Source organism: Rhizobium sp. R635, assembly GCF_002211285.1.
In the GTDB taxonomy this organism is placed as follows: domain Bacteria; phylum Pseudomonadota; class Alphaproteobacteria; order Rhizobiales; family Rhizobiaceae; genus Rhizobium.
Window position 1 is genome coordinate 56,278 of the sequence record NZ_LOKX01000036.1, and the last position, 22,262, is coordinate 78,539.

Here is a 22,262-nt window from a genome sequence, read left to right on the forward strand (position 1 = left end):
CGCGGAACTGAGACTTTGGCCCTCAAGGTGCGTTTTTTTGAATGCGCCTTGCCTTTCGCTTGGCACGGGCGACCTCAGCATCCTTATCGAAACCCTCAACAGCGCGCCGCGATTGCTCGTTAGCATCGACGGATGCGGCGTTTCCGGAGGTTTTCGTCCCTTTGCGGGTCGCCTTCCCCTTGACAGGAGCGATCCCGGCGTCCGAATCCACGCCCTCGACAGCGCGCCGCGCCTCCTCGGTCACGTTCACAGCCTCGCCATCTCCGGGCGCTTTCTTCACGAAGCGGCGGGTCCCGCGATTGACGCGGGCGGTTTCAGCATCCTTCGCCGTACCCTCGACTGCCTCACGCGCCTGCTGATCGACGCGTGCATCCTCCGCTGCTTTCTGCGCCTCCCCCTTACGCCGTTCAGGATCGGCAGCCTGCTTCGCCGAGATGTCAACAGGGTGCAGCCGGGCATTCTCTGTAAAGAATGCATCGTGTTTGGAGCCGGCAATTTTTGCGGCATAAGTGGCTGTCGGGATTCTCAGATCGCCGCCGGCGTCGATCGCAGCGTCAAGATCGCCGCGGCTGATCCAGCCGAGGTGGTCGATTTCCGAGTGCGGATCGATCCCTTGTTTCCTGAGATAATCGACGAATTGGTCGGCCGGAACGTAAATGCTCTCGGCAGGACTGTCCCGCGTTACCTGCGCGACAAACTCACCAAACTTCTCTGGATCGCGTTGACGCAGCTTGGATGCCTGAGCCCGTACGGATATCTCCGCTACGCTCACCATTTGCCTCCCTACAGCTGCCTTCGCCCCGGTGCTCGGCATGCGGCCGCGCAGCATTTTTCTGACGACGAGCTCAGTTGCTTTCAGCGCCATGTTGGCGGCGCCATCGGTCGCGCCACTGCTCGGAATCTTATCGAACAGGCTCTTATCTGGCGCATAGAGATACTTCGCGATCGCGTTCTGCGCGGCTTGCTTGATCGTGCTTTGAACGGCGGCGCCTGCGCCCTCGATGGCGACATCGGTCAGAAATTTCCCGACGCCAGATTTTGGAAGGTTGACGCCAAGGCGCTGCGCTGTGCCGATGGGAACGAAGCGCTCCGCCTTCACACCACTCAGATATCCAGCGGGCAAGGCCCAGTAACCTGCAATCGATTGCTCGGTTCGGTCCTGACCCGCTTTGCGGGCGTCTCGCGCTGCTTCACCGGCGCTCTCCAGTGCAGTGTAATATTTGGTTACTTTGTCACGCGAAAGCAGCGCGACAGCAAAGGCGGGGGCAGCCGAACCGAGTGCCTTGCCGGCTTGCCGAGGCCAGCTTTCTTCCATCCCAGCCCGAGCAGCGAAGTAAGCTTCACTATTGTCACTCAGCCACGCGCCGCTATCCTGGATGACATCTACCGCTCTCTCAAGGAAATTAGGCTGCGCCTGCTTACGTGAAGAAAGGATCTGCTCTGGCGTCAACTCGCCTGACACGATGCCGTCGATATACTTCTTCCCTTCCTCGTGATCGAGGGCGCTCTGTTCATATAATTTCTGTCTTACCGCTTCTATTTCATCTGGGGCCCAAGTCTTCGGATTGATCGCGGCGATAGAAAACAGCATGGAATTGCGAGCGGTAGGATCATCATGTGGCACCAACGGCCGGATCACAGCGCCCGTCCCCTCTATCGTCATACCGACCTTCGAGGTGACTTCTCCCAGAAAGCCCTTCACGGCCTCATTTGTCGCTATACCGGCAGGGGTAAGCTGCGCATTGAGCTGACGCAACGCTTCTTCGCGCGTATGTTTCCCGGCGACCACATCGTGGAGCACCGGTATCCACTCGTTCGAGTCGAGTTCCGGTTGCTTCAATATCCGATCGATTAGGGCTGCGACCTCCTCCTTGCCCTTGCCCCTCGCCCCCGCGATGTCTTCCGCCAGCACCTCACGAACGGTCTTCTCGGGCGGCGCTGGAGGACCTTCCTTGACCAGCGGCACCTGTGTGACCGTCACCTTGGATACCCGTTCAAAATACCCAAGAGCTTCCACGTCGTCGCTAGCCAAAGCCGCATTGCCTGGCCTGCGCAGCAAAGCGGCAAGGATGGGCGACGTCGAAAGGATTTCCGCATTTCGCGCTTCCTGCGTCGCCTGCCGGAAACTCTCCCGATGCTGCTTCACCAGTTCCAGCGGCGGCGCCGGACGGCCTGTTGCTCCGGCATAATCCTCAGCAATGCGTAGATCGCTCGCCACCTGATCGGGGTCTTCATCTGAAGAGCGGAGGATGATATCGGCCGCGGCAGCGTCAGTTCCGAGCCGGCCACTCCTTCGTATATTCGTTTCCGGCAGCGGCACCGAGCCGCTTTGCGTCTCCGCGTTTCGAAGATCGCTCGTTGCCCGCTCCGAGTTGTTAGGGGAGCCCGGAATGGCATCGGCCGCGGCAGCGTTGCCGCCTAACCAGCCGGTCTTTGGTATCGAGACCTCAGGCATCGGCACGGGAGCGCCTGGTATCTCCGCGCTTCGGAGATCATTTGCCGGTTGCTCAGGGTGGTCATCAGGGGTGCGCGGTACGGCATCACCGGCGGCAAGGTTGGCTCCTAACCGCCCAGTCTTTTGAATCCTCTTTTCCGGCAGCGTTTCCAATAGCTTGTCTCCAAATATGGTGGGGAGACAAGTTTAGAATCCAGACGGTTGGCATCACGAATGGCGGCTGCCGCCGTCAGCCCCGGCGGCCAGCGTCAGAAGCGAAGCGAAACCCTTATAATAGCCCATCACCTCGGCCTCGTTCGCCTCCCTGCCGAGGTCGCGCGAAAGTTCGGATGCCAGCACTTGCCGGGCATCGGGCGGGAGATCTCCCCAATCGGCCATCTCGAGCACAGGGGTCTCCATCACCGGCTCCGGCTCGCGCAGTACGAGCGGCAGCAGCAGCTTGTTGCGGATCGATGCAATATCGAATTCGTTCGGCGTCCTGCCGTCATTTTCTTTCTTGAACGCGGCGATCTCGGACGCAAGCGCGTTCTGAAACCGGGCAACCTGCTGGATCGCCGCTTGACGTTCGGCGCCGAACTTGCCGTTTGCAGTAATGCCGATGGAGTCGAGCTGCTTTTGCGATTGCGCGAAGGCATCGGCCAGCTGCAGGCCCTCGCGTTTGATCACCGCCTGCCCGCTCAGCGCGGCGTTCTGCAGCTCCGACAGTTCGCGGAATGCCTCAGCACCCAGCCGGCCGCGATAATCGTTGAGATCGACACCGGCGAATCCATCAGGGTCCATCGCGGCATATCTGCGCATATCGTAAAACAGAACCTCGTCGCCCTGCCCCGCCCGGCCTTTCGCCACCGTCTGCATGTAGTTCCACGCCGCCGACACCGTCTCCATGCCGGCCACTTGGCGGATCTCCCGCGGCACGTCGTCGGGCGTCTTGCCGGCGTCGATCGCCCGCCAGAGCTCGGCCTTGGCCTGTTTTGTCCGCGCCTCCTCGGCCCTCGCCTGGGTCTCCAGCGCGGACTGGACGCGGTTTTGCGTGAGCTGGCGCACCTTGTCATCGCCGATGCCGGCAAGGCTCCTGTCGATATCCTCGGTGGAAGGGCCGAGCGCGCGCGGCGCGACCTTGTTGCCCCGCGGCGCCACCGTGCCGCCGCGCGTGGAAAATGGCGCGGCCTGCTCGGGATCGTCGGTGACAGGGAAATACATGCCGTATCGGGCGGCATTGCCGTGAATGTAGTCGAGCACCTCCTTCGGCGCGGCCCCGGATTTCAGCGCCCGCCCGTTCCAACCGAGATCAATCGCATTGGCCGCCCCCTTCGCGCTGCCGAGGATCTGCAGCCCGTCGCGAATGGCGGGCGGCGCATCCTCTATCATCGCCGCAAGATTGGTGGCGAAACTCTCGTCCAGCCTGTCGACAGCCTCCGCGCCCGTACCGGCAGCCCGCGCCGCAAGCTCCTGGCGAAGCCTTGTCGGCCCGGCAGCCGCAACCGTGCGGCCGGATCGTTCGCCAGCGTCCATCAGATCGCCCGCGGCATCGCCCACTGGCACGGAAGCGCGCCTGCCCTGCGTCAGAATGGCGCCCGCCTCGCGCTTGGAGTGTTCGTTGCTGATCTCGCCTTCGAGCGCCTCCGTCAGCATGTCGTTATCGGCGCCCGTCATCTGGCCGGCATGGTCATTGCGGTAGCGGTCCGCAGCGATCGGGTCGTCATCGGCCAGCCGCAGGGTGATATCCCTATGGACGCCGGAAACGAACTCACTGCCGCGCGCCATCACGGTCTCGTCGCTCCAGCCTTCCAGCCGCCCCTGCTCCTGCAGTTCCAGGAGCCCGGCCGCGACATTCTTCGTCACCAGGTCGGGGCGGGTGAAATTCACCACCGCATCTCGTGCGAAGCTGTCGACACGCGCGGCGGCATTTTGCTGAAACCAGACCTTGCGCTGCTGGCCCGAATAGACGACCGCGCTCTGAAGCGAGGCGTTGACCCTGGCGTCAGCGGCGCGGCCATACATCTCGGCCGCCTCGCCCGTCAGGCCGGCGCCGAATTCCTTGCGCTTTTCAGTGAGCCGCCGCTCGTAATCGGCGCGGCCATCGACCGCCGCCTGGCCGGTCAGCGTCATGAAGCCACCCTCGCCGTAACGGGCGTTGCGGTCCCATGCTGCAAGCTGGTTCTCCTGCCCCTTGGCGCGCATGACGCTATCGAGCTCCTTGGGAGCGGCAGCCTTCTGTTCACCGCCGCCGGCTCCTTTCGCCGCGGCTTGCGGGTTCTGGCTCTGTTGGGCGGCTGCCTCTCTGGCAGCCTGAACGTCTGAGATAGACGATCCCAAATTTCCAAGCCCGTCTGCCAACTTCCCCATACCGATACCGACGTTTTTGCCGAAGTTTTCAGCATCGGCCTTGACGTCGAGCTTGCTCTGAAAGATCGGCCGCGTCGCAACATTGCTTTGGTATTCGGGAACAGTGACCATGACTCAGTTCTCTTTCGTGGCTGCTGTAGGTGCGGTGGTTTTGTTGAGCTTGCCGTAGATTTTTCCGGCCCCAGTCAGGATCGTGCCCGCCGCCTCGAGATACCCACCCTTGGCCGCATAATCCCCCTTCGCCCGCTCCAGCGTCCCCCCCGCCCGCTGGTTGACGGCATCGACGCGGAAGTCATAGGCCTCACGATAGGCGTTGGTGCGGATGGTCAGCGCGTCGAGTTCGCCGAGCGTGGCCGTATCGATCAGCGTGTCGAGCGGCGAGCCGAAGGTGATGTCGAGGCCGTTCGCGGCCATCGCCGCAGTTTGCGCGCCCATGATCCGCGCCACTTCCTGCCGCTTGCGCTGTTCTTCCTGCGCTCCGCGCTCCAGCGCGTCCTGCGCCCGCCGCTCGGAAAGCTCGGCGTTCATCTCGGCGACCTGCTGGTTGTATTTGCCGGCCGCTTTCGCAGCCTGCCCCTGCTGCACGGAGCCGGCAGCGCCGACCAGTGTCGAGCCGAGCGTCAGGGCAAGACCGATATCACACATGGCTGGACCTCAATTCGAATGGGCGGAATTCATGACCGCGGAGGCTGATGGGATCGAAAATCGAAAAACCCAGCCAACGCAGCCAGCGCAGCGAGACGCTGTTGTCGACGTCGACGAAGTTTCTCAGAATGGGATAGTGCCGCAACAGTTGGTCTCTCCACTCGACTGAGCCCCTGAGAAAGCCGGCGGCATGGCGTTCGATGGCATCGGTCCCGAGCAGCCACGGCGCGCCGACGCCGGCGAGAATGTTGATCGCGCCGACACCGAAGATCGCCTCGGCCCGCCCGTCGATGAAAACCGTCCAGGCGGCCGAGGATTTTCGCAGCGAATAGGTGAGCGCCTGCGCCGGCGTCATGCCGGATGCCTTCCACACCTCCTCCCGGTCCGCCCTGCGCATGCGCCGGGCGACCTCGCGCACATCGAGCGCGCGGACGGGCACGACGCGGATCTTACCGGCCAAGGGTGATATCCGGCATGATGGCGAGAATGGTCATCGGCAGTGGATCGAACTGCTTGATCCACATATTGCCGCCGGTATCCCAGTCCCATTGCGGCGTCAGCGAGATATCGCCGGTGATGGGCTCGATCGGATCGTCCCAGTCTTCCGTCGAGCGCTGCTTGTATTCGACGAGATGCGCGTCGCCCCGCGCCCCGTCACGCGGGCCGATGAAGATGCCGCGCGTCTGCTCGACCCTGAGCGTCACATTGCTCACCGATTTCTGCCGTCCCTGCACGGTTCCGAGCCCACCGACATTGCCGAGATCGATATCGAGCGTCTGCAGCGCGGAAACGACAGGCAGGCCGACATGCACCTTGGAAGCGGCGACATCGAGTGTCACCACGCCACCGCTGACGGTCAGGTTGCGCACCACATTGCCGTCGGCCAGCGCCACCACCTTCTGCCCCTCGAGATGGCTGAGCCCGCCGATCACGCTGACCGGCGCCCCGCTATAGGTCAGGCCGCAATCGACGAAGAAGGCGTCGCTGACCGAGGCAAAGACGCGGCTGTGCAGCCGTTCGATATAGCGCCGGGACTGGCCGCCGACCGTGCGTTTGACGAGGAAGTAAGGTACGTCCTCATTACCCTCGGCAATGACGGTGACATCCTCGAAAACGGCGTCGTTGTCAGGCCCGCTTTCATGGCGCGTCCAGGCCCAGACGTCATGCTCCTTGAGATAGGTGAGCGAAACGAGCGCACCGTTGTCGAGCACCACCCAGGCGATCGAATAGGGCGCCTGCGCATAGGCCCAGGCCTTGACGCGCCGGTTTTCGAAGAGGTGGCGGGCAAGGATGGTCAAGTCTTTGCCGACGAAGCTGTCCTCGGTGTAGACATAGCTGAAGTCGCGGATGACACCGCCGCGCTCCTGGGCAAAGAGCACGGTATTGCCGACGACGATCGGCTGCACCCGGGCGGCTCCCCGATAGCCCTGATTGTCGATCTTGATCGACGAGGGAGAAATCGCGTCGGATTGCGAGCCGCCGCTGACGATCCATTCGGCGCCCGATGTCAGCAGCATCAGCCCGCGCAGCGCCAGCATCGAGCGGATCTCGTTCACCTGCCGGGCGCGGATGCGGAAGGTCACGGCATCGCTCGCCTTGGAGGGCGAGGAATAGCCGAAATTCTCGTAATTGGCCGATTGCGACAGCCAGACCGCCTGCGGATCGTTCTTGGTGGATGCAAAAGCGAGGCGCTGTTCGATGAAGGTCGCGCAGCGGGGATAGTTGCCGGCGCTGTTGAAAGGGTTGCGCGCCTTCTGCGGAGTGTCCGCAAGATCGGCCGCGATATTGTCGTCGTCGAAGAAGAGCCCCGCCGTGCCGCCGATATAGCCGTAGACGCCGTTGTCGCTCTTGTAGACGATATAGCGCGAGACGCCCGCGACCGCCGACCAGCTGACGCGGTTCTTGCGGCCGCTCACCGTCAGGTCGTTGTTGACGAAAACAGCCGTCGAAGGGAGGCTTTCCTCGCCGCTTTCACTATCGATGGCCGAGACGCAATAGCCGTTTGTCGTGCCTCCAGACCCGACGATCGCCGCCGCGCTCACGCCTGTCGGTGCGGCGATCTTCGGCGCGAAGGTCACGAGCGAGAGTGTCCAGTTGTTGTCGGCGAGACGCGCCAGTTTGCGTACGGGATAGTCTGGATGACAGATATACATCACGTCAGCCTCCTGCACGAACACCAGTTCGTCGAGCGCGGTATGAACGTAGGGCGTCGTCACCTCGTAAGGTGTGGTGCCGGACAGAACGAGCCCGCCATCGCGGAAGACCCGGAAATAGAGATGGCCGAATTCCAGCACATAGGATTGCTCGGTGTTGAACTGGAAGGGGATCAGCCGCGCCTTGTTGGCGCTCGCCTTGACCTCGCGGATGAAGGCGAGGCCCGCGCGGTTCGATGCCCCGCCATGTGGATTGATGAAGAGGTTCAGCGCCGTCTTCAGTCCGCTGGCGTATTTTGCCTGGTCGACGCGGGCCCAGAGCGCCGGCGAGAGTTCCCCGCCCCCGAAGGACGGCTGGTAGGCGCGCAGATCAGCCATTGACCCGACCTCCCGTCAGCCCGTCCTGCTCGTCGGTGCCGCCCCAGGTCTCGTTGGCATCCGCCGTCTGGGCCAGCGCCTGCGTGCTGTTGGCAAGCTGGAACGCATCGGCGCGCACCTGCGGATCGCGCGTCAGCGGCATGGCGAGCCGCACCGCCAGATGCCAGGCGAGCGCATCGACGAAAAGCGGCGAATATTTCGTCGGATCGGTCAGGCGCTCCGTGAAATTCAGATAGGCGGGCGAAAGATTGCAATAGATCATGCCGCCCTCGGCTTCATAAGCATGCCCGCCTGCGGTAGAAGACGCGCCACCGGAAAAAACGCCGCCGACCGATAAATCGCCGGTCACATCAAGCGCCGAGCGAATGCCCCGGATCGCCAGGCAGTCCACCGGCCGGTCATAGGCATAGGCCCACTCCCCCGGCCGATCGTTCTCGATCGCCGCAAGCGATCGTGTTCTGCCGGCAAAACGCCAGGGATAGGCCTGCAGCAGCGCATCCCGCGCCGGCGCAAAAAAACGGTTGCAGGCCCGCGCCTCCACCGTCGGCTCGCTCAGCGCATTGATGCTGTCCTTGCCGATGGAGGCGAGCGCCAGATTGCAGATGGAAATAATGGATGTCATGTCGATCAACCCCGTGGTTGAGCGACCTTAGGCTGGGAATGGTTGCCGGCATGAAACGCCTGCAACACCAAAGAGAGCCTCATCCCGACGCGCGATCCGCAGGATCGCCTAGAAGGACGAGGGCGGGCGCCCGGCGTCAAAACGCTCTGTGACTGTGACCCCCGCAGCTTTACTTATCTGCACATTCTCTTATGGAAATCTGTCATATCAATTCGGCAGAAAGCCGGATTAGATACGTACATCAGCACTCGGCGCAAATCTTTCACGCGCGCCCATTTTCAGCCTGCATCAATCCAACCAAGGGAGCCATGCCATGAGCACAGTCACCACCAAGGACGGCGTTGAGATTTTCTATAAGGATTGGGGGTCGAAAAGCGCCCAGCCGATCATGTTCCACCACGGCTGGCCGCTGAGCTCCGATGATTGGGACGCCCAGATGCTATTCTTCCTGCACAAGGGCTACCGCGTCGTCGCCCATGACCGGCGCGGCCACGGCCGCTCCACCCAGGTGGGAGACGGTCACGACATGGATCACTACGCGGCGGACGCCGCCGCCGTGGTCGAGCATCTCGATCTCAGGAACGCCGTCCATGTCGGCCACTCCACCGGCGGCGGCGAGGCAACCCATTATGTCGCCCGCCATGGCCAGCCGCAGGGCCGCGTCGCCAAGCTGGCGATCATCGGCGCCGTGCCGCCGATCATGGTCAAGACCGAGGCCAATCCGGGCGGCCTGCCGATCGAAGTCTTCGACGGCCTGCGCAGCCAGCTCGCCGCCGACCGCGCGCAATTCTACCGCGATCTTCCGGCCGGCCCCTTCTACGGCTTCAACCGCCCCGGCGCGAAAGTGTCGGAGCCGGTCATCGACAATTGGTGGCGCCAGGGCATGATGGGCGGCGCCAAGGCCCATTACGACGGCATCAAGGCCTTCTCGGAAACCGATTTTACCGAGGACCTGAAGAGCATCACCGTGCCGACCTTCGTCATGCACGGCGACGACGACCAGATCGTCCCGATCGCCGATTCCGCCCTGCTCTCCTCCAAGCTCCTGCAGAACGCCACCCTGAAGGTCTACGAGAAATTCTCGCATGGCATGTGCACCATCAACGCCGACGTCATCAACGCCGACCTGCTGGCTTTCATCAAGGGCTGATGCTCGCAAAACCGGGCGCCGACAAGGCGCCCGGTCTCTCAGTTGGTTTCCGCCGCCAAACGCCGTTTAGCCGGCAGGATCGGCAAATCATCGGTCGCTTTCTCCCATTTTCCATGAAACCGTTTCCGTCCGTTTGCGTTTCCAAGCCATGACAAGAGAACGTGAACCCTCATCAAAGGCGTATCGGCAGGATCGTTTTGAAAATACCGAGCGAGCCGCCAAGGAAACCATCGAGGCGGAGCAGCGGGCTCGCAGGGAGAAGACGCGGCGGCTGAAAGAGCTGCGTCTGTCGCGCGAAGGCGGCAAGGCTCCCGAAGCGGGATAGATCCCACGCTCAGCAATCGCAGGATCACGCGTCGGCGGCCGCTCGGCGCGTCTTCATCGCTCTCGGCCCGCATTTATCGCGTTTTTCGGTTGTTTTAAGATTTGGGCCTTCGTCCATCTTGCAGAAGAAACATCACGAAATTATCTTCCAGACAGCGATTCACGGACATCGAAAAAGGGTCAGGCGATGTCAGACAAGCTGTTCAGCACACGCGACGAACCGCTCGCCTCCGCGGATCTCGACGTTTGCAGGCGCGTTCACGAAGCCGTCTGCACCGAACTCGAAATCGACAGGGCGAGCGAGAAAGCCGATAATATCGGCGCTCTCATCATCGAGCTTTTCCGGCAGGGCGTTCATGACGAAAGCCAGCTCCGGCTGCTGGCCGGCGGTGCAGCCCGGCCGGGCTGACCATTCTTACGGATAGAATTTCGACTTCTCGGTCTGCGGCATCCGGTCGACCGTGTAGAGAATGCCGTAAAGATCTTCATGCACGCCGATGCCGTCGCTGCCGAGACCTGCGCCGAAGAGCGCCGCATTGTCCTGCACATTGGTCGCGAACACTTCCTTGACCGTCGCCGTGATCGTCCCATCGCCATTGTCGGTGCGGGCAATGACGGTTCTGGAGGTATAAAGCCCCGGCTGATACTCGAAGGTGATGCGCGCACCATTGGGAACGATGTCGGGCAGCACCATCGTATTCCAGGTGGTCACGCCGTCCTGGTTGCCGGGATGGCCGATCACGTTGCCGAGCGGAAAGAGTTCGGCCGTCGGCGGAAAACCGAGCGAGCGGCTGTCCGACCAGTAAGGCAGAAAATCGATCCATCTGGCGTAGCGGCTGCTCGCCTTGATCAGGTCGTTGACCGATTTCAGCGTGCCCGACACCGCATTCCACAGGGTCGCAACCGAAAGGCCGGCGAGCGTTCGATAGGCCGTCGAGGTCGATACCGTCGGCTGGATCGTCACGCCGACGACATGGATGCCCGCGCCGTAGCGCGCCTTCACGCGGTCAACCAGGCCGAATTTGAAATTCGCCCAGGTGCTTGCGGTGGCATTGTTGTCGTTGCGTCCCGACTGGTCGAAGACGAAGGTCCAGGGGTTCAGGCCGCCATTATAGGTGTTCTTGACGATGTCGATCAGCCCCCAGCGAAGCGTGGCGATCGTGCTGCCCGAACCGGCGAGTTCCAGCTGCGATTTTGCGCCCGGCACGCCCATGATGAGCGGCATGGTTTCGCCCCAGACCGGATCGGCCACGTCGAACCAGCGGCGCCATACGCCCATATTGCCGCGTTCGTCGGCCGATGCGGCGATCTCCTGGCGCTCGATGAGGCTGTCGGAGAGCACGAGCGGCACCGGCCGCCCGTCCCATCCCTTGGCGAAGATCATCGCCGGGCCATAGGCCAGCGGCTGCGAATTCGAGACGTTGCCAACCGTATTGTAGAAACTGTCTGGATCCCTGTCCGGCGTGCTCGGCGCGCTCGCCGCGGCAAGCGCCCGCACGGAGGCCAGGTCGCCGGCCGCCCAATATTTCTCGCCGCGATGGCGCTGAATGCGATAGCCGCCGATATAGGTGTTGCCGACCGTGCCGTGCCAGACGGTCCGGATGCCGAAAATAGACCGCCTCGGCAAATCCGCCGGCAGCGTCACCTCACCCCACACGATGCCCGTTGCCGCGGTTGCCGCCGCTGCGGCAATCCCGACGAACAGCACCGGATACTCGTTGCCGTCGGGGTGCAGGAAGAACACCTCGTCGATCAGCATGTCCGCATTCGGATTGACGGTTTCCTGGGGCGCGTTGTTGCCTTGGGTCAGGCCGAAACCGACGAAGGGAATAAGGAAGCTGTTGGTGGGATAGTCGGGCGATCCGAAATAGAGTTCGGAAGCCTGATAGTTCAGGCCTGCCGCATAGGTCTGCGTAAAGCCGCCCGGCCACGCCACACGGGTCGCCGCCGGCATGTAGCGGTTCGGATCGGCAACCCAGGGCGGATGCCCGCTGCCGCTGACGGGAACGACCGGCATCCCGTTATAGAGCGTGCGCCCGTCCGCAATGATCACCACGCCGACGACGAGCTGCTCGTTATAGATGACTTCGCTGCCGGAAAGCACGCTGACGCCGAGAACCCGCCGGCCGTCGGTAAACAGCACGCCGCTCTCGGCCTCGCGGATGCCCACCACGCGCTGCCCATTGTGCAGCACCGTCCCGTCGGGAACGATATGCACACCGATCACACGCTGCTCATTGAAAATCTCGGCCATGAGGATGCTTCTTTTTGGAGTGCGGAAGAAAGGGCGATATTCTCTATCGACGTCATCCTCGGCCTTGTGCCGAGGATCTGCTGCGTATCGATCTGCGTGGATGCGCGCATCAGCACGACATCCGGTTCGTGCTGATGCTAGCCCCTCACCCTAACCCTCTCCCCGTAAACGGGGCGAGGGAACGTGCCTTATGGGAGGCGGGCGAGGAACGGAGAGGTTGCGGCACGTCCCCTTCTCCCCGCATGCGGGGAGAAGGTGGCGACAGCCGGATGAGGGGCGGCACCGGGCGGCAATGCGCCCTCCCCGTCAGTCAGTTACCAGCGGGCATGACCCAGTCCGGCTGCTGCAGCCCAAGCGCTTCCTGGATGCCATTCCCCGACACACGGCTTGATGCGTCTTCACCCGAGCCAACCTCGCCCGCACGCCGCTCGACCTCCGCCGCGATCACGCCGTCAGCGTCCTTCGCGTTCGGCGCCGGCTCCCCGGAGATCACTCTCGCCAGCGCCTTGCGCTCTGCCGCCGTCAGGCTCTGCCAGTCCTCGGGGATTTCAGCGGCGCCGGCGCCCTCGCCGCTTTTCGGCCGGACGATCCTGGCGCCGCCCGCACCCTGCGGCGCAAGACTCGCCCATTTCGGCCGCCTCTCCTCGTCGTTCCAGAGCTCGTCCGGCACGACGAAGGCGGCGCCGATGTCGCGCAGCTCGCCGTCGAAATAGCCCCTTTCGTTTGCGATCACCTTCACCATGACGGCTACTCCGTCGCCGCGACGACGCCGGCGGTGATCTTGCCCGTCGTCGGCGCCGTTCCCGTCACGTCGTAGAACAGGCGGAAGAAGCGCTCGTCGGCGTCGCGCGGGATCACGTCGATATTGAGCCGCTTGCCGAGCGCGAGGTCGGCGAGCGCCAGCGCGCCGGTGGTGCCGACCTGCTTCGGCGTCGCGAAGGCTTCGTTGTCGTCGACCTGCACCTTCACCTCGAGCGAGGTCAGGTTGTTGAACGCCTCGACCACCTGGATCGAAAGCGGGATCTTCTTGCCCTTGCCGATGTTGCGAACGATGCCGGTGGCGATCGGGCCGAGGTTGATCACATTGGTGCTCGCCGCATCGGCGGTGATCGCCTGCGCATCGGAAAGCAGGCTCTGCTTGTCGAAAATCATCTGAAATGCCTCTCGTCTTGAAGGGAACTGCCCGCCGCCGCCATTGGCGACGGGCCAAAGCCGATCAGGCCGGAATTACACGGCAGCCGGCACCGCCGCCTCGGTGTTGAGGATGGCGTCGGTCTCGCGGATCGGAATGCCGCGATAGGCGCGAACTTCCTTGCCCTCGACGGTCATGTGCGTCAGCCCGGTATAGTTCGGGTTGGCCGCCAGCAGGCTTCGGTCGCTCGACTGGACGTCGAGGATTTCGAGCACGTCGCGGTTCATGTAGATCGCGATGCGGCTCGCCACACCGTCGCGGCGGCGCGACTGCAGGCGGTAGTAGGCCTTGCGCATCAGTGCCCAGAGGTCGACGCTGCCGGCGAGCATGTTGGACACGTCGATGTTGGCGACGCGGGCGTTGTAGCGCCAGTCCTTCACGAACATGCCGACATGCCAGCACCAGTAGTCTTCCTTGCGGAAATAGGGCTGGCCGCTTTCATCGAGCACGCGCTGCTCGCCCTTGTCCTCGTGGCTGACGCCCGCCTTGGTACCCTTGGGATAGATCAGCGAGCTTGCGTGGTCGCCCCAGGTGACGAACCAGATCGAGGTGTTGTCGCTGCCCGTGCCGCCGCCGTTCACCACCTGGTTGGCGATCGTGCCGCGCGTGTCGGAATAGCTGCTGTAGCGGGCCGAAAGCCCCTTGAACTTCTCCGGCGTCGTCTCGGTATTGTGGTAGAAGATGCCGGTCGCCACCTCCTGGTTCATCGCCTCCATGAAGGGTGCGGCCGAAGTCAGCCGCTCCTTGGCCGGGTCGGGCGCGAGTTTCAGGAGGCGCACGTCGACGCCGGACATGGCCTCGACGAAGCCTGTGGTGTCGTCGACCTGCTGCATGGTCGCCTTGGACTGCGGAACGCCCTGGTAGAGGCGGCCCCAGGCGACGGACGGCAGACCGGTGCGGATCATGTGGCGGTGGGAGGCGCCCATGTTGCATTCGGTGGCGATCGCGTCGTCGAGAATGGGGTTCTGCTGCGACAGCAGCTCGACAACCGAGCCCTCGGTCGAGCCCTTGTGCATGTCGATCAGTTGAGGGAAGCTATTGCCGATTGTTGCCATGTCTCTTTAGCCTTTCGGTGCATCGTTCGGGAACAGAACATGCGCTGGATCGACGGGCCTGCCCGTGCCTCCGGCGCCGCCGGTGGCCGGATCGTCCTCTCTGATGAGCGCCCCGGCCTTCGCAAAAATACGAATAAGCTCCGGATGGTTGCCGCCACCACTCGCCTCCAGATATTCGCGCAGAGCCGGCGTCCCCATCGTGTTGACGAAGCGGCGGCTGTCGCGCACGGTGCCGTCCCACTTGCGCCCGCCGATCTCGGCATCGGCCTTCGCATCGTCGGCCCATTTCGAAATCGTCTCGCCCCAGACCTTGCCGCGCGCATCCGCACGCGCCGACTGGATGGCGATGAACCGGTCGGCAAGCTTCTGCGCCTCGCTGTTGGTCAGCCCCAGCTCACGGAAATCGGGGCCGAGTGCGTCGAGCAACTCCTCGTCGACGGCGATGCCGTCGGGCATGGCAAGCGTATACTTACCGTCCTCCGGCACCCGGTCGGCCTCATCGGAAGCCGCCTCATCGCCGTCCTGCCCGGCCTTGTCAGGCGTATTCTCGTCATCGGTCTTGGCGGGCCTTGCCCGATCGTCGCTGCGGCTGCCCTCGCCCGCGTCAGCCCGGCCGGCGCCGCCTTGCTGCGGCACGTCGTCGGGAAACAGCACATTCTCCGGCTCCCCGCCGCCGCTGCCGGCGCCCTCGGCGCTCCAGTTAATGGCCGGCCGGCCGATCCGCTCATGCGTCGACGTCATCGTCTTCACTCCTCTTATTGGTTGCGACCTCGCGGTCGATGGCTTTGATGGTGGCGATTTCGAGCAGCAGGCTCGGGTAGAAGCGCTGGTCGATCTCGTCGAGCTTGGCGATCAGCTTGCGGCCTGCCCCCTGCAGGCCGAGCGTATAATGCGTCGCGCTCACCGCCTCGCCGGCAAAGGCTTCGCGGTAGATCGCGCATTGCTCCAGCATCCAGAACAGCATGCGTTTGCCCGACGGCAGCGAGAAGACCTCGCGGAAGGCGGCGGCTAATGCTTCGCGCTCCTGGCGTTCGGCGGGCGAAAGGTTTTCGTCGAGTTCGCGCATCAGCCAAGCCCCAGTTGCTGCAGAAGGGCTGCCCCGTTCGGGTTTTCACCGGCGCTCGCAAGCACGGCCGCCGCATCCGCGCCGGATTTCGCCGCCGGCGCCATCTTCGCGGCCATCTCGGCATTTTCGGCCATCTGCTGCTTCTGGGCGCGCGCGCCCCTCAGCTGCGCCACCTCGTCGTCGGGCACGACAACGGAGGGCGGCACGCCGAGATAATCGAAATAGAGATCGACCGCCTCGTCGGCATCGACCTTGTCGAGCACCTCGGGCTTGACGGCGGAGACCTGGCCGAGGAAGGCGAAGCCGCGCTCGATGCTGCCTGTCGCCACCGCCTTCTGCGCCTGGGCGAGGATCGAGATATATTCGATCTTCAGCTCCTGGTTCTGCAATTCCCGCGGCGGCGGCGGCAGTTCGCGCCGCCGGTTGAGGATCTGGTAGGTCCGGTCGATCGTCGGTTCCAGCTGGGCGCCGTAGATATTTTCCAGCACCGGCCCCAGCGCCAAGAGCTTCTCTTCCTTGCGCTCGGCGATCTCGAACTGGTTGCGCGGCTGGATGCCCTCCATCTGCGACAGCATCAGGAAAAGATCGGCATAGAAGGCCTGGCGGATGCGCTCCTGGGTCTCGCGAATATCGCTCGCGAGCTCCGAAAGCCGGAGCTGGATCTCCATCGCCGGCCGGAAGCCCCGGCCATTGGGATCGTCGACATAGGTGATCTTGCCCGGCAGCAGCGAAGCCGGGTTGTTGCGCATCGAGGTCGGCCCGGTCATCGGCGGGCGCACCAGCTTGTCGATCGCTTCCAGTTTGCGCTGCTGTTCCAGCTGCAGCATGGAAATGTCGCCGAGCGCGATCTGCCCGGGCGAGGTCGCATAATTGTCGTCGCCGGCAATTTCCCAGGCCGGCCCGATCAGCGGGTTCTCGTCGAAGCCGCTTTCCTCGAGCAGCCGCCTGTCGCCCGCCTGCTCCTCCCAGTAGTTGGAAAGGAAAGGCTTGTTGCGCTTGTCGATCCGATCGGGATCGCGCGAAAGCCTGGGCTCGATCGCATGGCAGATCGTCAGGATCTCGTCATAGTGGCCATTGTCGTAGAAATTCTTCACCGTCTGGCTGACATTGTCGTAGCCGAAGCGGGAAACGATGCGCTGCACCGACCAGCGAAACCGCCGGTAAAGCGTCGTCACCCTGCCATTCTCATCGCGCGAGATCCAGAAGCTGCCATGCAGCAATTGCTGCAGCCGCACCACCTTGTCGCTGTCTTCGGAAAGAATGCCGACCGACTGCCCAAACTGCCCGAGATCGCCATAGCCGGTATGAAAGGCATTGTAGATATTCGAGGACTGAAACACCTCGCGCAGCCGCTGCTCGACGGCCGCGAGATACTCCTTAACAGGCGCGAAATCCTTGAGATCAGGATCATAGGTCGTCAACCGAAACCACGGCCGCGCCGGCGAAGTGATGCCGGAATGCATACCCGATTTCAGCGTCCGGTGGGCAAATGTCCCCGTACTGTCGATGATCTTGGCGCGGCTCACCGCCCCTTCATCCTTCTCGGTCAACCTCAGCCGCGTCGGCTCGATATAATCCGCGAGCTGCCGCCACACATTCTCCCACGGCTGACGGATACGCTTCAGCTCCTCCATCCGCCGGCGGTGATAGGTGATCTGGCTTTCATGATCCGGTGCGTTGTCGCTCATGCCTCATTTGCCTCCATGCACGCGGGCGATGCCGCGTTGATGTCCTTCCCAAGTGGTCAGACCGTTTTGGTGCGTCCGCACGGGAAAGACCCCATGCTGGTAAGATCGATGCAGACAGGAACTGCGCTCTGAGCTGTGAAAAGGTCGGCCAACGCCTCTTTCGTCATGCTCGGGCTTGTCCCGAGCATCTGCGACGGCTCAGCAGATCCTCGGCACAAGGCCGAGGATGACGCCGAACAGGGAACGCATGTGCCCGCAGCCCTTACGCAAGCTCTGCCCGCACCGGCCCCAAGCCCCACGCCACCCGCCTCACTGCCCCAGCAGCGTCTTCTTTTCGGTCGGCGCCGTCGTCGTCACACCGGACGGCGAAGTCAGGATCGTATCCGGCCGCGACCGCACCCGATCCTCCGTCCGCCGCCCGACGGCAGTCCGAACCGCAGCCCCATCCGGCTGCTTCAACTGCGCCGGCTCGGGCGGAAGCTCCGGCGGATCAGGCTGGGAAGGCTTGGAAAACAGACACATAGGACATCATCCATCTTGCTGGCGAGGAAAGGCCCGGATGAACGAGGGAAGAGCGCGGCAGGGCCGGAAGGCAGCAAGGGAGAGTGCGTGTCCGCCCCTGCCCTGCCCAACGCTCTTCCCTCACCCGGGAGGGTTCCTCAATCTCTACGTCCCCGATGGTTGTCGGCACGAACACCCCTGCCAATGAAGGAAACACTCGTCGCCACCGACAGCCGGGAAGCGCTGACCTGATGCCGAGGCGCTCACCCCACCCTCCTCATTCCTGTGCCCGTCACAGGAATCCAGCCACGGCGCGTCCGCGCCGTGAATAACTCGCGAGGAAAGGACGACAGTGGCATGGGAGCGCGGAGCAGGCTTTCAGATCGAAAATATTATGTGCGCGGCCCGGCTGGGTGCGCTTTCAACCCATTGCAAAATATGCATAACTCCCCCAATCGATCTTTCGTGGGGATGTATGATTTTCCGAGACCTTTTGGCTGGTTCGCTCGACCGGAAGCGCCAGTATGAACCATCGCGCCTTCCTCTTTGCCGACAGCCGGCGACCTCAAGACAATGACGGCAACATCATCCCCAAATCCGCTCGTCGCCAATATCGCGGCCCTGCTATTGGCAACGGCGATCGGAGTTGTCGGCTTTTCGGCGGTTATCCATTTCCAAGGACTTGATGTTCAGAAGGTGCAGACCGGCCCGCTTTTCAGGGGTCTTTTAGCTTCGGTGATCATCACGATCATCGCACCGCCGACCCGCTTCTGGTGGAGAGTCTGCGCTCTGTCCGCCGTCTATCTGATCGATCTGACGCTATCTGCCGCAATGACGGCGTGGCTGCCGATCGCTTCGGCGAATGGTTTTGTAAGCTTGATGATTGAGAAGCGATGGCAGATCGCTCTCTTCGTGAGCGCGACTGTCGGTTATTCAGCACTCATCCGGCTCGGCGAAAATCGCTCCGACAGCGCTATCGCGGCTGTCGATGCCATCTCAATCTCCGCGAACGCATCACTGGCCGGACCATGGCCGCGGTTTTGGGCGCGATTGGTTGACTTCTTCTTGCTCCAGCTGGGTTTGAGCTTTGCATTCGGCGTGCTGACGTCAATATATGCGCCTGCTCTTTATCTCACGGTTATGGGCAAATTTGCTCCGCCCTTTAACTTGATTCTGGTTCCGATAACTGCCGTTGTTCTCGGCTGCATCATGACGATGACGGGAACAACGATCGGCAAGTCGATCGTCGGCGTTAGAGTACCGCTGCCCGATGGTGAAAGGGCGGCGGGCTATTTCTTCCGGCGTGAATTTCGGGTCTTGCTGGCGGGCCTTGCGCTCGGCTTGCCGATATTCTGGCCCTTTACCTTCACGCGCCAATACCACCGGCTCAAGGCCGGAAAACCTGCCAGCTATGACCTAGACGAAGCGCCGGTCGTCGGCGGATCATCCAGGCTGCGCACTGTCCTCGGCATGCTCGCTGTTGCGGTCCTGGTCGGCATCGCCGCCCACCTGAATTCCGACACCGTAAGATCTGATCTCGAATTGGAGGACTTTCGGCCGTGGAAAAATCCGATCACCAACCGGGCCGCCTACATCGCGCGAACATGGAAAGAGGGTGAGCTCCCGGACGGCGACGGCAACGTGTTTTACTTCAATTCCGATGCGCTTTTCGCCGAACTCTTGCTGGGATACCAGCGGCTGGATTTCGACGATGTGGACCGCATAAGCTACGCGCATGCCATCGCCGATGTCTTGGCAAAGGAAGTGGTTTTGACATCGCTCTGGGCGCCCGTCACTGTGCGGGGCCACGCCGCGCTTCGCGCAACCGGCAAAAGCCTCACAGCGGCCAACACAACCGTGGAGATCACGATCGTAATAGAGGGTCGCAATGCCTGGCGAACATTGATGTTCGCCCGCGGCCGGCAGACCGACGAGGTTCCAAACAAGGAGTTTTTCATCAACGAACTCATAGGAACGATCGATTAGCGCATCGGATCGAAAGTCGAAGCGAGATCAAGCATCATCCTCTCTCCGCCATCATCCTGAGGCGCCCCGTGAGGGGCCTCGAAGGACGAGGCCGGCCACTGCGGTTCATTCGACAATGCGCATACCAACGTGGGCGCTCATCACCCGCCCCCGTCCTTCGAGGCTCCGGCCTTCGGCCTTCGCACCTCAGGATTAGGGCTGATCGTTGTGCGATGCCACTGCCCATCCTCCCTCATTCCTGTGCCTGTCACAGGAATCCAGCCACGGCGCGTCTGCGCCGTGAATGACTCTTTGCGACGATTGAAGCTCCTTCGACGCGCAAAGACTCCCCGTCCTCATCCTGAGCCGCCCCGCGGGGGCCTCGAAGGACGAGGCCGGCCACCCGCCTCATTCACCTCACCCCAGCGGACTATACTCCACCTCCACATCCACCCCGCTCCCGGCCGTTACACCCCTCTCCCGCTTCACCACCGGCTCGGCAAAGGTCAGCGCCAGCGCATCCCCCCGGTTCGGCGAAGGCAGCCCGCGCGCCTTCATGTCTTCCTTGCTCTCCAGCTGGATCTTCCCATCCAGCCGCGCCACCGTCTCCGGCCCGACGAGATCCTGGTAGAGCGCCTCGTCCTGGGGGTCGAGCGTCCCGCCCGCCTTGAGCCAGCGCTTCTGCATGCCCCACATCTCCGCGCGCTTGTTGAGAAAGCCGGGATCGAGCGGCTTGCCGGAAAACCAGATCAGCCGCCAGGAGCGACCCATCACCTCGCCGGCGCTGACGATGCCGGTGCCGTAGCCGGCGTCGACGAACACGGCGTCGGCCTGGTGCTCCTCCTCCAGCCGCGCGATCAGCCCGGCCACCTGGACATCGTTGTCGTTCCGCGAAAGCGAGGCGAGGCTCTTCGAATAAAGCCCCTGCCGCAGCATGATCTCCAGCGTGTCGTCGCCGGTCCAGGCCGGATCGACGCCGAGGATCACGGGTGCGAAGGCATATTGCTCGCGGCGGAGATGGCGCGCACGCGCTTGGTCGACATCGTCTGCTGAAATGAACTGCATGGCTGACTGGCTCGGAAACTGGCCGCGAACGCGGATCTTGAAGAAATCGCTGTCTTCGCCGTGATCCTCCCGCCATTGGGCGATCTTGGCCTTGTTGGTGCCCTCCACCGTGCGGCTGTCGATCTGGCGTGTCACCCAGCGGTGACGATAGCGGCGGAAACACTCTCGGAAGCGTCCGGAATTGCGCGTCGGATTGCCGAAGACGATCCAGAGGATCACGGTGTTCTCGTCGGTCAGCGCCCCTTCGGCCACTTCCCACACCTTGTCGTGGATCTTCGAGGCCTCGTCGAACTCCAGCACGATGATCTTGCCCTGATTGTGCAGCCCGGCGAAGGCCTCGGTGTTGTTCACGGACCAGGGCACGAAATCCTGCCGCCATTTGTCCGACGCCGCCTTGTCCCGCGCCCGGATCGAGGTCGCCTGCACGTCGAACCAGTGCGCCGTTATCGACGAGCGGAACCATTTGCCGATCTCCGGCGCCGTCTTGGTGCGCATCTGCGTGTCGGTATTGGCCGTCGTCACCAGCATCGCCTCGTTCCAGCAGGACATCGCCCAGTTGGACAGCATGCCCATGAAGGCCGATTTGCCGATGCCGTGGCCGGATGCAACCGCGATCTGCAGCGGCTGGAAGCGTGTGGCGGGATCGGCGAGATGATCACGGACGACCGTGAAAATATCCCGCTGCCAGGCCCTCGGCCCCGCATGCCCTTCCAGCGCCCCAACGCCCCAGTCCCACGCGCTCAGGCTCCACCCCAGCGGATCGAATTGGCAGTCGCTCGCCAGCTCGATGATCGCCTCGTTCGGATCGCCAGCCCCGCGCTTTCCCATCTCAAGCCCACGCCCCGCCATCTCAGCCCTCCGCTCCGCCGTCGCCGGCCTTGCGCGCCTTGGCGCGCGCCAGCCTCTCGCTCAGCGCCTCCAGCCCCTTGATCTCCAGCCGGTCGTTATAAAGCGAGTGATGCCGCGCCAGCATGTCGAGCGCCCTCAGCCGGTCCGCCCGCTTGATCTTCGCCACATGCACCACCTCCCCCTTGGCCTTTGCCGAGGTATTGATCTCCAGCCCCGCAACGCCTGCCGCCGTCCTCTCGTCCCACTCCGAAGGCGCCTTCAGCGCCCCCTCCTCATCGAAAACATCGCGCACGTCGCCGAAGGCGATTTGCGCGATGGCGGAAAGCACCCGCTCGGCCGTAATCTCCATTCGCTCCATCTGCGCCGCCAGCGCTTTATCGATCGCGCCGCGCACCGCCTCGTTCGCCATCAGCCGGGTCGGAGCATTTTTCGACCGATCGCTATAGCCCGCCCGCCTCGCCGCCTGCGTCGCATTCAGATCCTTCAGATACTCCGCCACGAACAGGCGCTGCTTCACCGTCAGTTTTGCCATGAATAATCGAGCCCTCGATGAG

General features: G+C 63.0%; 20 protein-coding genes. 4 read left to right on the forward strand and 16 right to left on the reverse strand.

Annotation, left to right across the window (positions count from 1 at the left end):
* Window positions 1–22 precede the first annotated feature (22 nt).
* Genes ATY78_RS26100 through ATY78_RS26125 form a run of 6 tightly spaced genes read right to left on the reverse strand, consistent with a single transcriptional unit; the run spans window position 23 to window position 8,599 of the window.
* Window positions 23–2,608 (reverse strand): hypothetical protein, encoded by a 2,586-nt coding sequence (locus ATY78_RS26100; RefSeq protein ID WP_141105675.1) that lies wholly within the window; start codon window positions 2,606–2,608, stop codon window positions 23–25.
* Window positions 2,609–2,662: 54 nt separating this feature from the next.
* Window positions 2,663–4,912: a hypothetical protein gene (locus ATY78_RS26105; protein ID WP_088685194.1), complete on the reverse strand. Its 2,250-nt coding sequence runs from the start codon at window positions 4,910–4,912 to the stop codon at window positions 2,663–2,665.
* Window positions 4,913–4,915: 3 nt separating this feature from the next.
* Complete coding sequence (locus ATY78_RS26110) at window positions 4,916–5,446, reverse strand: hypothetical protein (protein WP_088685195.1); 531 nt, start codon at window positions 5,444–5,446, stop codon at window positions 4,916–4,918.
* Window positions 5,439–5,906: a hypothetical protein gene (locus ATY78_RS26115; protein WP_088685196.1), complete on the reverse strand. Its 468-nt coding sequence runs from the start codon at window positions 5,904–5,906 to the stop codon at window positions 5,439–5,441. Before ATY78_RS26115 ends, ATY78_RS26110 begins: the two co-directional genes overlap by 8 nt.
* Complete coding sequence (locus ATY78_RS26120) at window positions 5,896–7,977, reverse strand: hypothetical protein (protein WP_088685197.1); 2,082 nt, start codon at window positions 7,975–7,977, stop codon at window positions 5,896–5,898. Before ATY78_RS26120 ends, ATY78_RS26115 begins: the two co-directional genes overlap by 11 nt.
* Window positions 7,970–8,599 carry a hypothetical protein gene (locus tag ATY78_RS26125; RefSeq protein WP_088685351.1) on the reverse strand — a complete coding sequence of 210 codons (630 nt, stop codon included), beginning with the start codon at window positions 8,597–8,599 and terminating at the stop codon, window positions 7,970–7,972. Before ATY78_RS26125 ends, ATY78_RS26120 begins: the two co-directional genes overlap by 8 nt.
* Window positions 8,600–8,912: 313 nt before the next feature.
* On the opposite strand from ATY78_RS26125, the gene ATY78_RS26130 reads away from it, so the two are divergent.
* From ATY78_RS26130 to ATY78_RS26135, 3 genes are all read left to right on the forward strand, one after another.
* A complete protein-coding gene (locus tag ATY78_RS26130) occupies window positions 8,913–9,749 on the forward strand; it encodes an alpha/beta hydrolase (protein WP_088685198.1) in 837 nt (278 codons plus the stop codon).
* A gap of 148 nt (window positions 9,750–9,897) precedes the next feature.
* Window positions 9,898–10,074 carry a hypothetical protein gene (locus ATY78_RS28655; RefSeq protein ID WP_190237525.1) on the forward strand — a complete coding sequence of 59 codons (177 nt, stop codon included), beginning with the start codon at window positions 9,898–9,900 and terminating at the stop codon, window positions 10,072–10,074.
* 186 nt (window positions 10,075–10,260) lie between these two features.
* On the forward strand, window positions 10,261–10,482 hold the full coding sequence (locus ATY78_RS26135; protein ID WP_088685199.1) for a hypothetical protein: 222 nt from the start codon (window positions 10,261–10,263) through the stop codon (window positions 10,480–10,482).
* Between the two features lie 6 nt (window positions 10,483–10,488).
* Here ATY78_RS26135 and ATY78_RS26140 read toward each other — a convergent pair whose 3' ends face one another.
* The 8 genes from ATY78_RS26140 to ATY78_RS26175 form a co-directional block, all read right to left on the reverse strand.
* Window positions 10,489–12,090, reverse strand: coding sequence for a hypothetical protein (locus tag ATY78_RS26140; protein ID WP_088685352.1), 1,602 nt, complete (start codon window positions 12,088–12,090; stop codon window positions 10,489–10,491).
* Between the two features lie 547 nt (window positions 12,091–12,637).
* The gene (locus tag ATY78_RS26145; protein WP_088685200.1) at window positions 12,638–13,069 is read right to left on the reverse strand and encodes a hypothetical protein; all 432 of its coding nucleotides are present in this window, start codon (window positions 13,067–13,069) and stop codon (window positions 12,638–12,640) included.
* A gap of 5 nt (window positions 13,070–13,074) precedes the next feature.
* Window positions 13,075–13,479 (reverse strand): Bbp16 family capsid cement protein, encoded by a 405-nt coding sequence (locus ATY78_RS26150; protein ID WP_088685201.1) that lies wholly within the window; start codon window positions 13,477–13,479, stop codon window positions 13,075–13,077.
* Window positions 13,480–13,554: 75 nt separating this feature from the next.
* The gene (locus ATY78_RS26155) at window positions 13,555–14,574 is read right to left on the reverse strand and encodes a major capsid protein (RefSeq protein WP_008535504.1); all 1,020 of its coding nucleotides are present in this window, start codon (window positions 14,572–14,574) and stop codon (window positions 13,555–13,557) included.
* 6 nt (window positions 14,575–14,580) lie between these two features.
* The gene (locus ATY78_RS26160; protein ID WP_088685202.1) at window positions 14,581–15,315 is read right to left on the reverse strand and encodes a hypothetical protein; all 735 of its coding nucleotides are present in this window, start codon (window positions 15,313–15,315) and stop codon (window positions 14,581–14,583) included.
* Entirely contained in the window at window positions 15,299–15,640 is a 342-nt protein-coding gene (locus tag ATY78_RS26165) for a hypothetical protein (RefSeq protein ID WP_088685203.1), read from the reverse strand. Before ATY78_RS26165 ends, ATY78_RS26160 begins: the two co-directional genes overlap by 17 nt.
* On the reverse strand, window positions 15,640–17,328 hold the full coding sequence (locus ATY78_RS26170) for a portal protein (RefSeq protein ID WP_088685204.1): 1,689 nt from the start codon (window positions 17,326–17,328) through the stop codon (window positions 15,640–15,642). Before ATY78_RS26170 ends, ATY78_RS26165 begins: the two co-directional genes overlap by 1 nt.
* 309 nt (window positions 17,329–17,637) lie before the next feature.
* Window positions 17,638–17,850, reverse strand: coding sequence for a hypothetical protein (locus tag ATY78_RS26175; RefSeq protein WP_088685205.1), 213 nt, complete (start codon window positions 17,848–17,850; stop codon window positions 17,638–17,640).
* A 552-nt stretch (window positions 17,851–18,402) separates the two neighbouring features.
* Between ATY78_RS26175 and ATY78_RS26180 the strand changes: the two genes are divergently transcribed.
* Complete coding sequence (locus ATY78_RS26180) at window positions 18,403–19,815, forward strand: RDD family protein (protein WP_141105677.1); 1,413 nt, start codon at window positions 18,403–18,405, stop codon at window positions 19,813–19,815.
* 396 nt (window positions 19,816–20,211) lie between these two features.
* On the opposite strand, the gene ATY78_RS26185 is transcribed toward ATY78_RS26180, so the two are convergent.
* Complete coding sequence (locus tag ATY78_RS26185; protein ID WP_245313632.1) at window positions 20,212–21,708, reverse strand: terminase; 1,497 nt, start codon at window positions 21,706–21,708, stop codon at window positions 20,212–20,214.
* A gap of 1 nt (window position 21,709) precedes the next feature.
* On the reverse strand, window positions 21,710–22,240 hold the full coding sequence (locus ATY78_RS26195) for a terminase small subunit (RefSeq protein WP_088685208.1): 531 nt from the start codon (window positions 22,238–22,240) through the stop codon (window positions 21,710–21,712).
* Window positions 22,241–22,262 lie beyond the last annotated feature (22 nt).

What these genes read in the sequence shown, in the direction of transcription:
- ATY78_RS26105 (WP_088685194.1), bottom strand. Translation starts at nt 4,912, where the DNA reads ATGGTCACTGTTCCCGAATACCAAAGCAATGTTGCGACGCGGCCGATC.
- ATY78_RS26110 (WP_088685195.1), bottom strand. Translation starts at nt 5,446, where the DNA reads ATGTGTGATATCGGTCTTGCCCTGACGCTCGGCTCGACACTGGTCGGC.
- ATY78_RS26120 (WP_088685197.1), bottom strand. Translation starts at nt 7,977, where the DNA reads ATGGCTGATCTGCGCGCCTACCAGCCGTCCTTCGGGGGCGGGGAACTC.
- ATY78_RS26125 (WP_088685351.1), bottom strand. Translation starts at nt 8,599, where the DNA reads ATGACATCCATTATTTCCATCTGCAATCTGGCGCTCGCCTCCATCGGC.
- ATY78_RS26130 (WP_088685198.1), top strand. Translation starts at nt 8,913, where the DNA reads ATGAGCACAGTCACCACCAAGGACGGCGTTGAGATTTTCTATAAGGAT.
- ATY78_RS28655 (WP_190237525.1), top strand. Translation starts at nt 9,898, where the DNA reads ATGACAAGAGAACGTGAACCCTCATCAAAGGCGTATCGGCAGGATCGT.
- ATY78_RS26135 (WP_088685199.1), top strand. Translation starts at nt 10,261, where the DNA reads ATGTCAGACAAGCTGTTCAGCACACGCGACGAACCGCTCGCCTCCGCG.
- ATY78_RS26140 (WP_088685352.1), bottom strand. Translation starts at nt 12,090, where the DNA reads ATGCCGGTCGTTCCCGTCAGCGGCAGCGGGCATCCGCCCTGGGTTGCC.
- ATY78_RS26145 (WP_088685200.1), bottom strand. Translation starts at nt 13,069, where the DNA reads ATGGTGAAGGTGATCGCAAACGAAAGGGGCTATTTCGACGGCGAGCTG.
- ATY78_RS26150 (WP_088685201.1), bottom strand. Translation starts at nt 13,479, where the DNA reads ATGATTTTCGACAAGCAGAGCCTGCTTTCCGATGCGCAGGCGATCACC.
- ATY78_RS26155 (WP_008535504.1), bottom strand. Translation starts at nt 14,574, where the DNA reads ATGGCAACAATCGGCAATAGCTTCCCTCAACTGATCGACATGCACAAG.
- ATY78_RS26160 (WP_088685202.1), bottom strand. Translation starts at nt 15,315, where the DNA reads ATGACGTCGACGCATGAGCGGATCGGCCGGCCGGCCATTAACTGGAGC.
- ATY78_RS26165 (WP_088685203.1), bottom strand. Translation starts at nt 15,640, where the DNA reads ATGCGCGAACTCGACGAAAACCTTTCGCCCGCCGAACGCCAGGAGCGC.
- ATY78_RS26170 (WP_088685204.1), bottom strand. Translation starts at nt 17,328, where the DNA reads ATGAGCGACAACGCACCGGATCATGAAAGCCAGATCACCTATCACCGC.
- ATY78_RS26175 (WP_088685205.1), bottom strand. Translation starts at nt 17,850, where the DNA reads ATGTGTCTGTTTTCCAAGCCTTCCCAGCCTGATCCGCCGGAGCTTCCG.
- ATY78_RS26180 (WP_141105677.1), top strand. Translation starts at nt 18,403, where the DNA reads ATGACGGCAACATCATCCCCAAATCCGCTCGTCGCCAATATCGCGGCC.
- ATY78_RS26185 (WP_245313632.1), bottom strand. Translation starts at nt 21,708, where the DNA reads ATGGCGGGGCGTGGGCTTGAGATGGGAAAGCGCGGGGCTGGCGATCCG.
- ATY78_RS26195 (WP_088685208.1), bottom strand. Translation starts at nt 22,240, where the DNA reads ATGGCAAAACTGACGGTGAAGCAGCGCCTGTTCGTGGCGGAGTATCTG.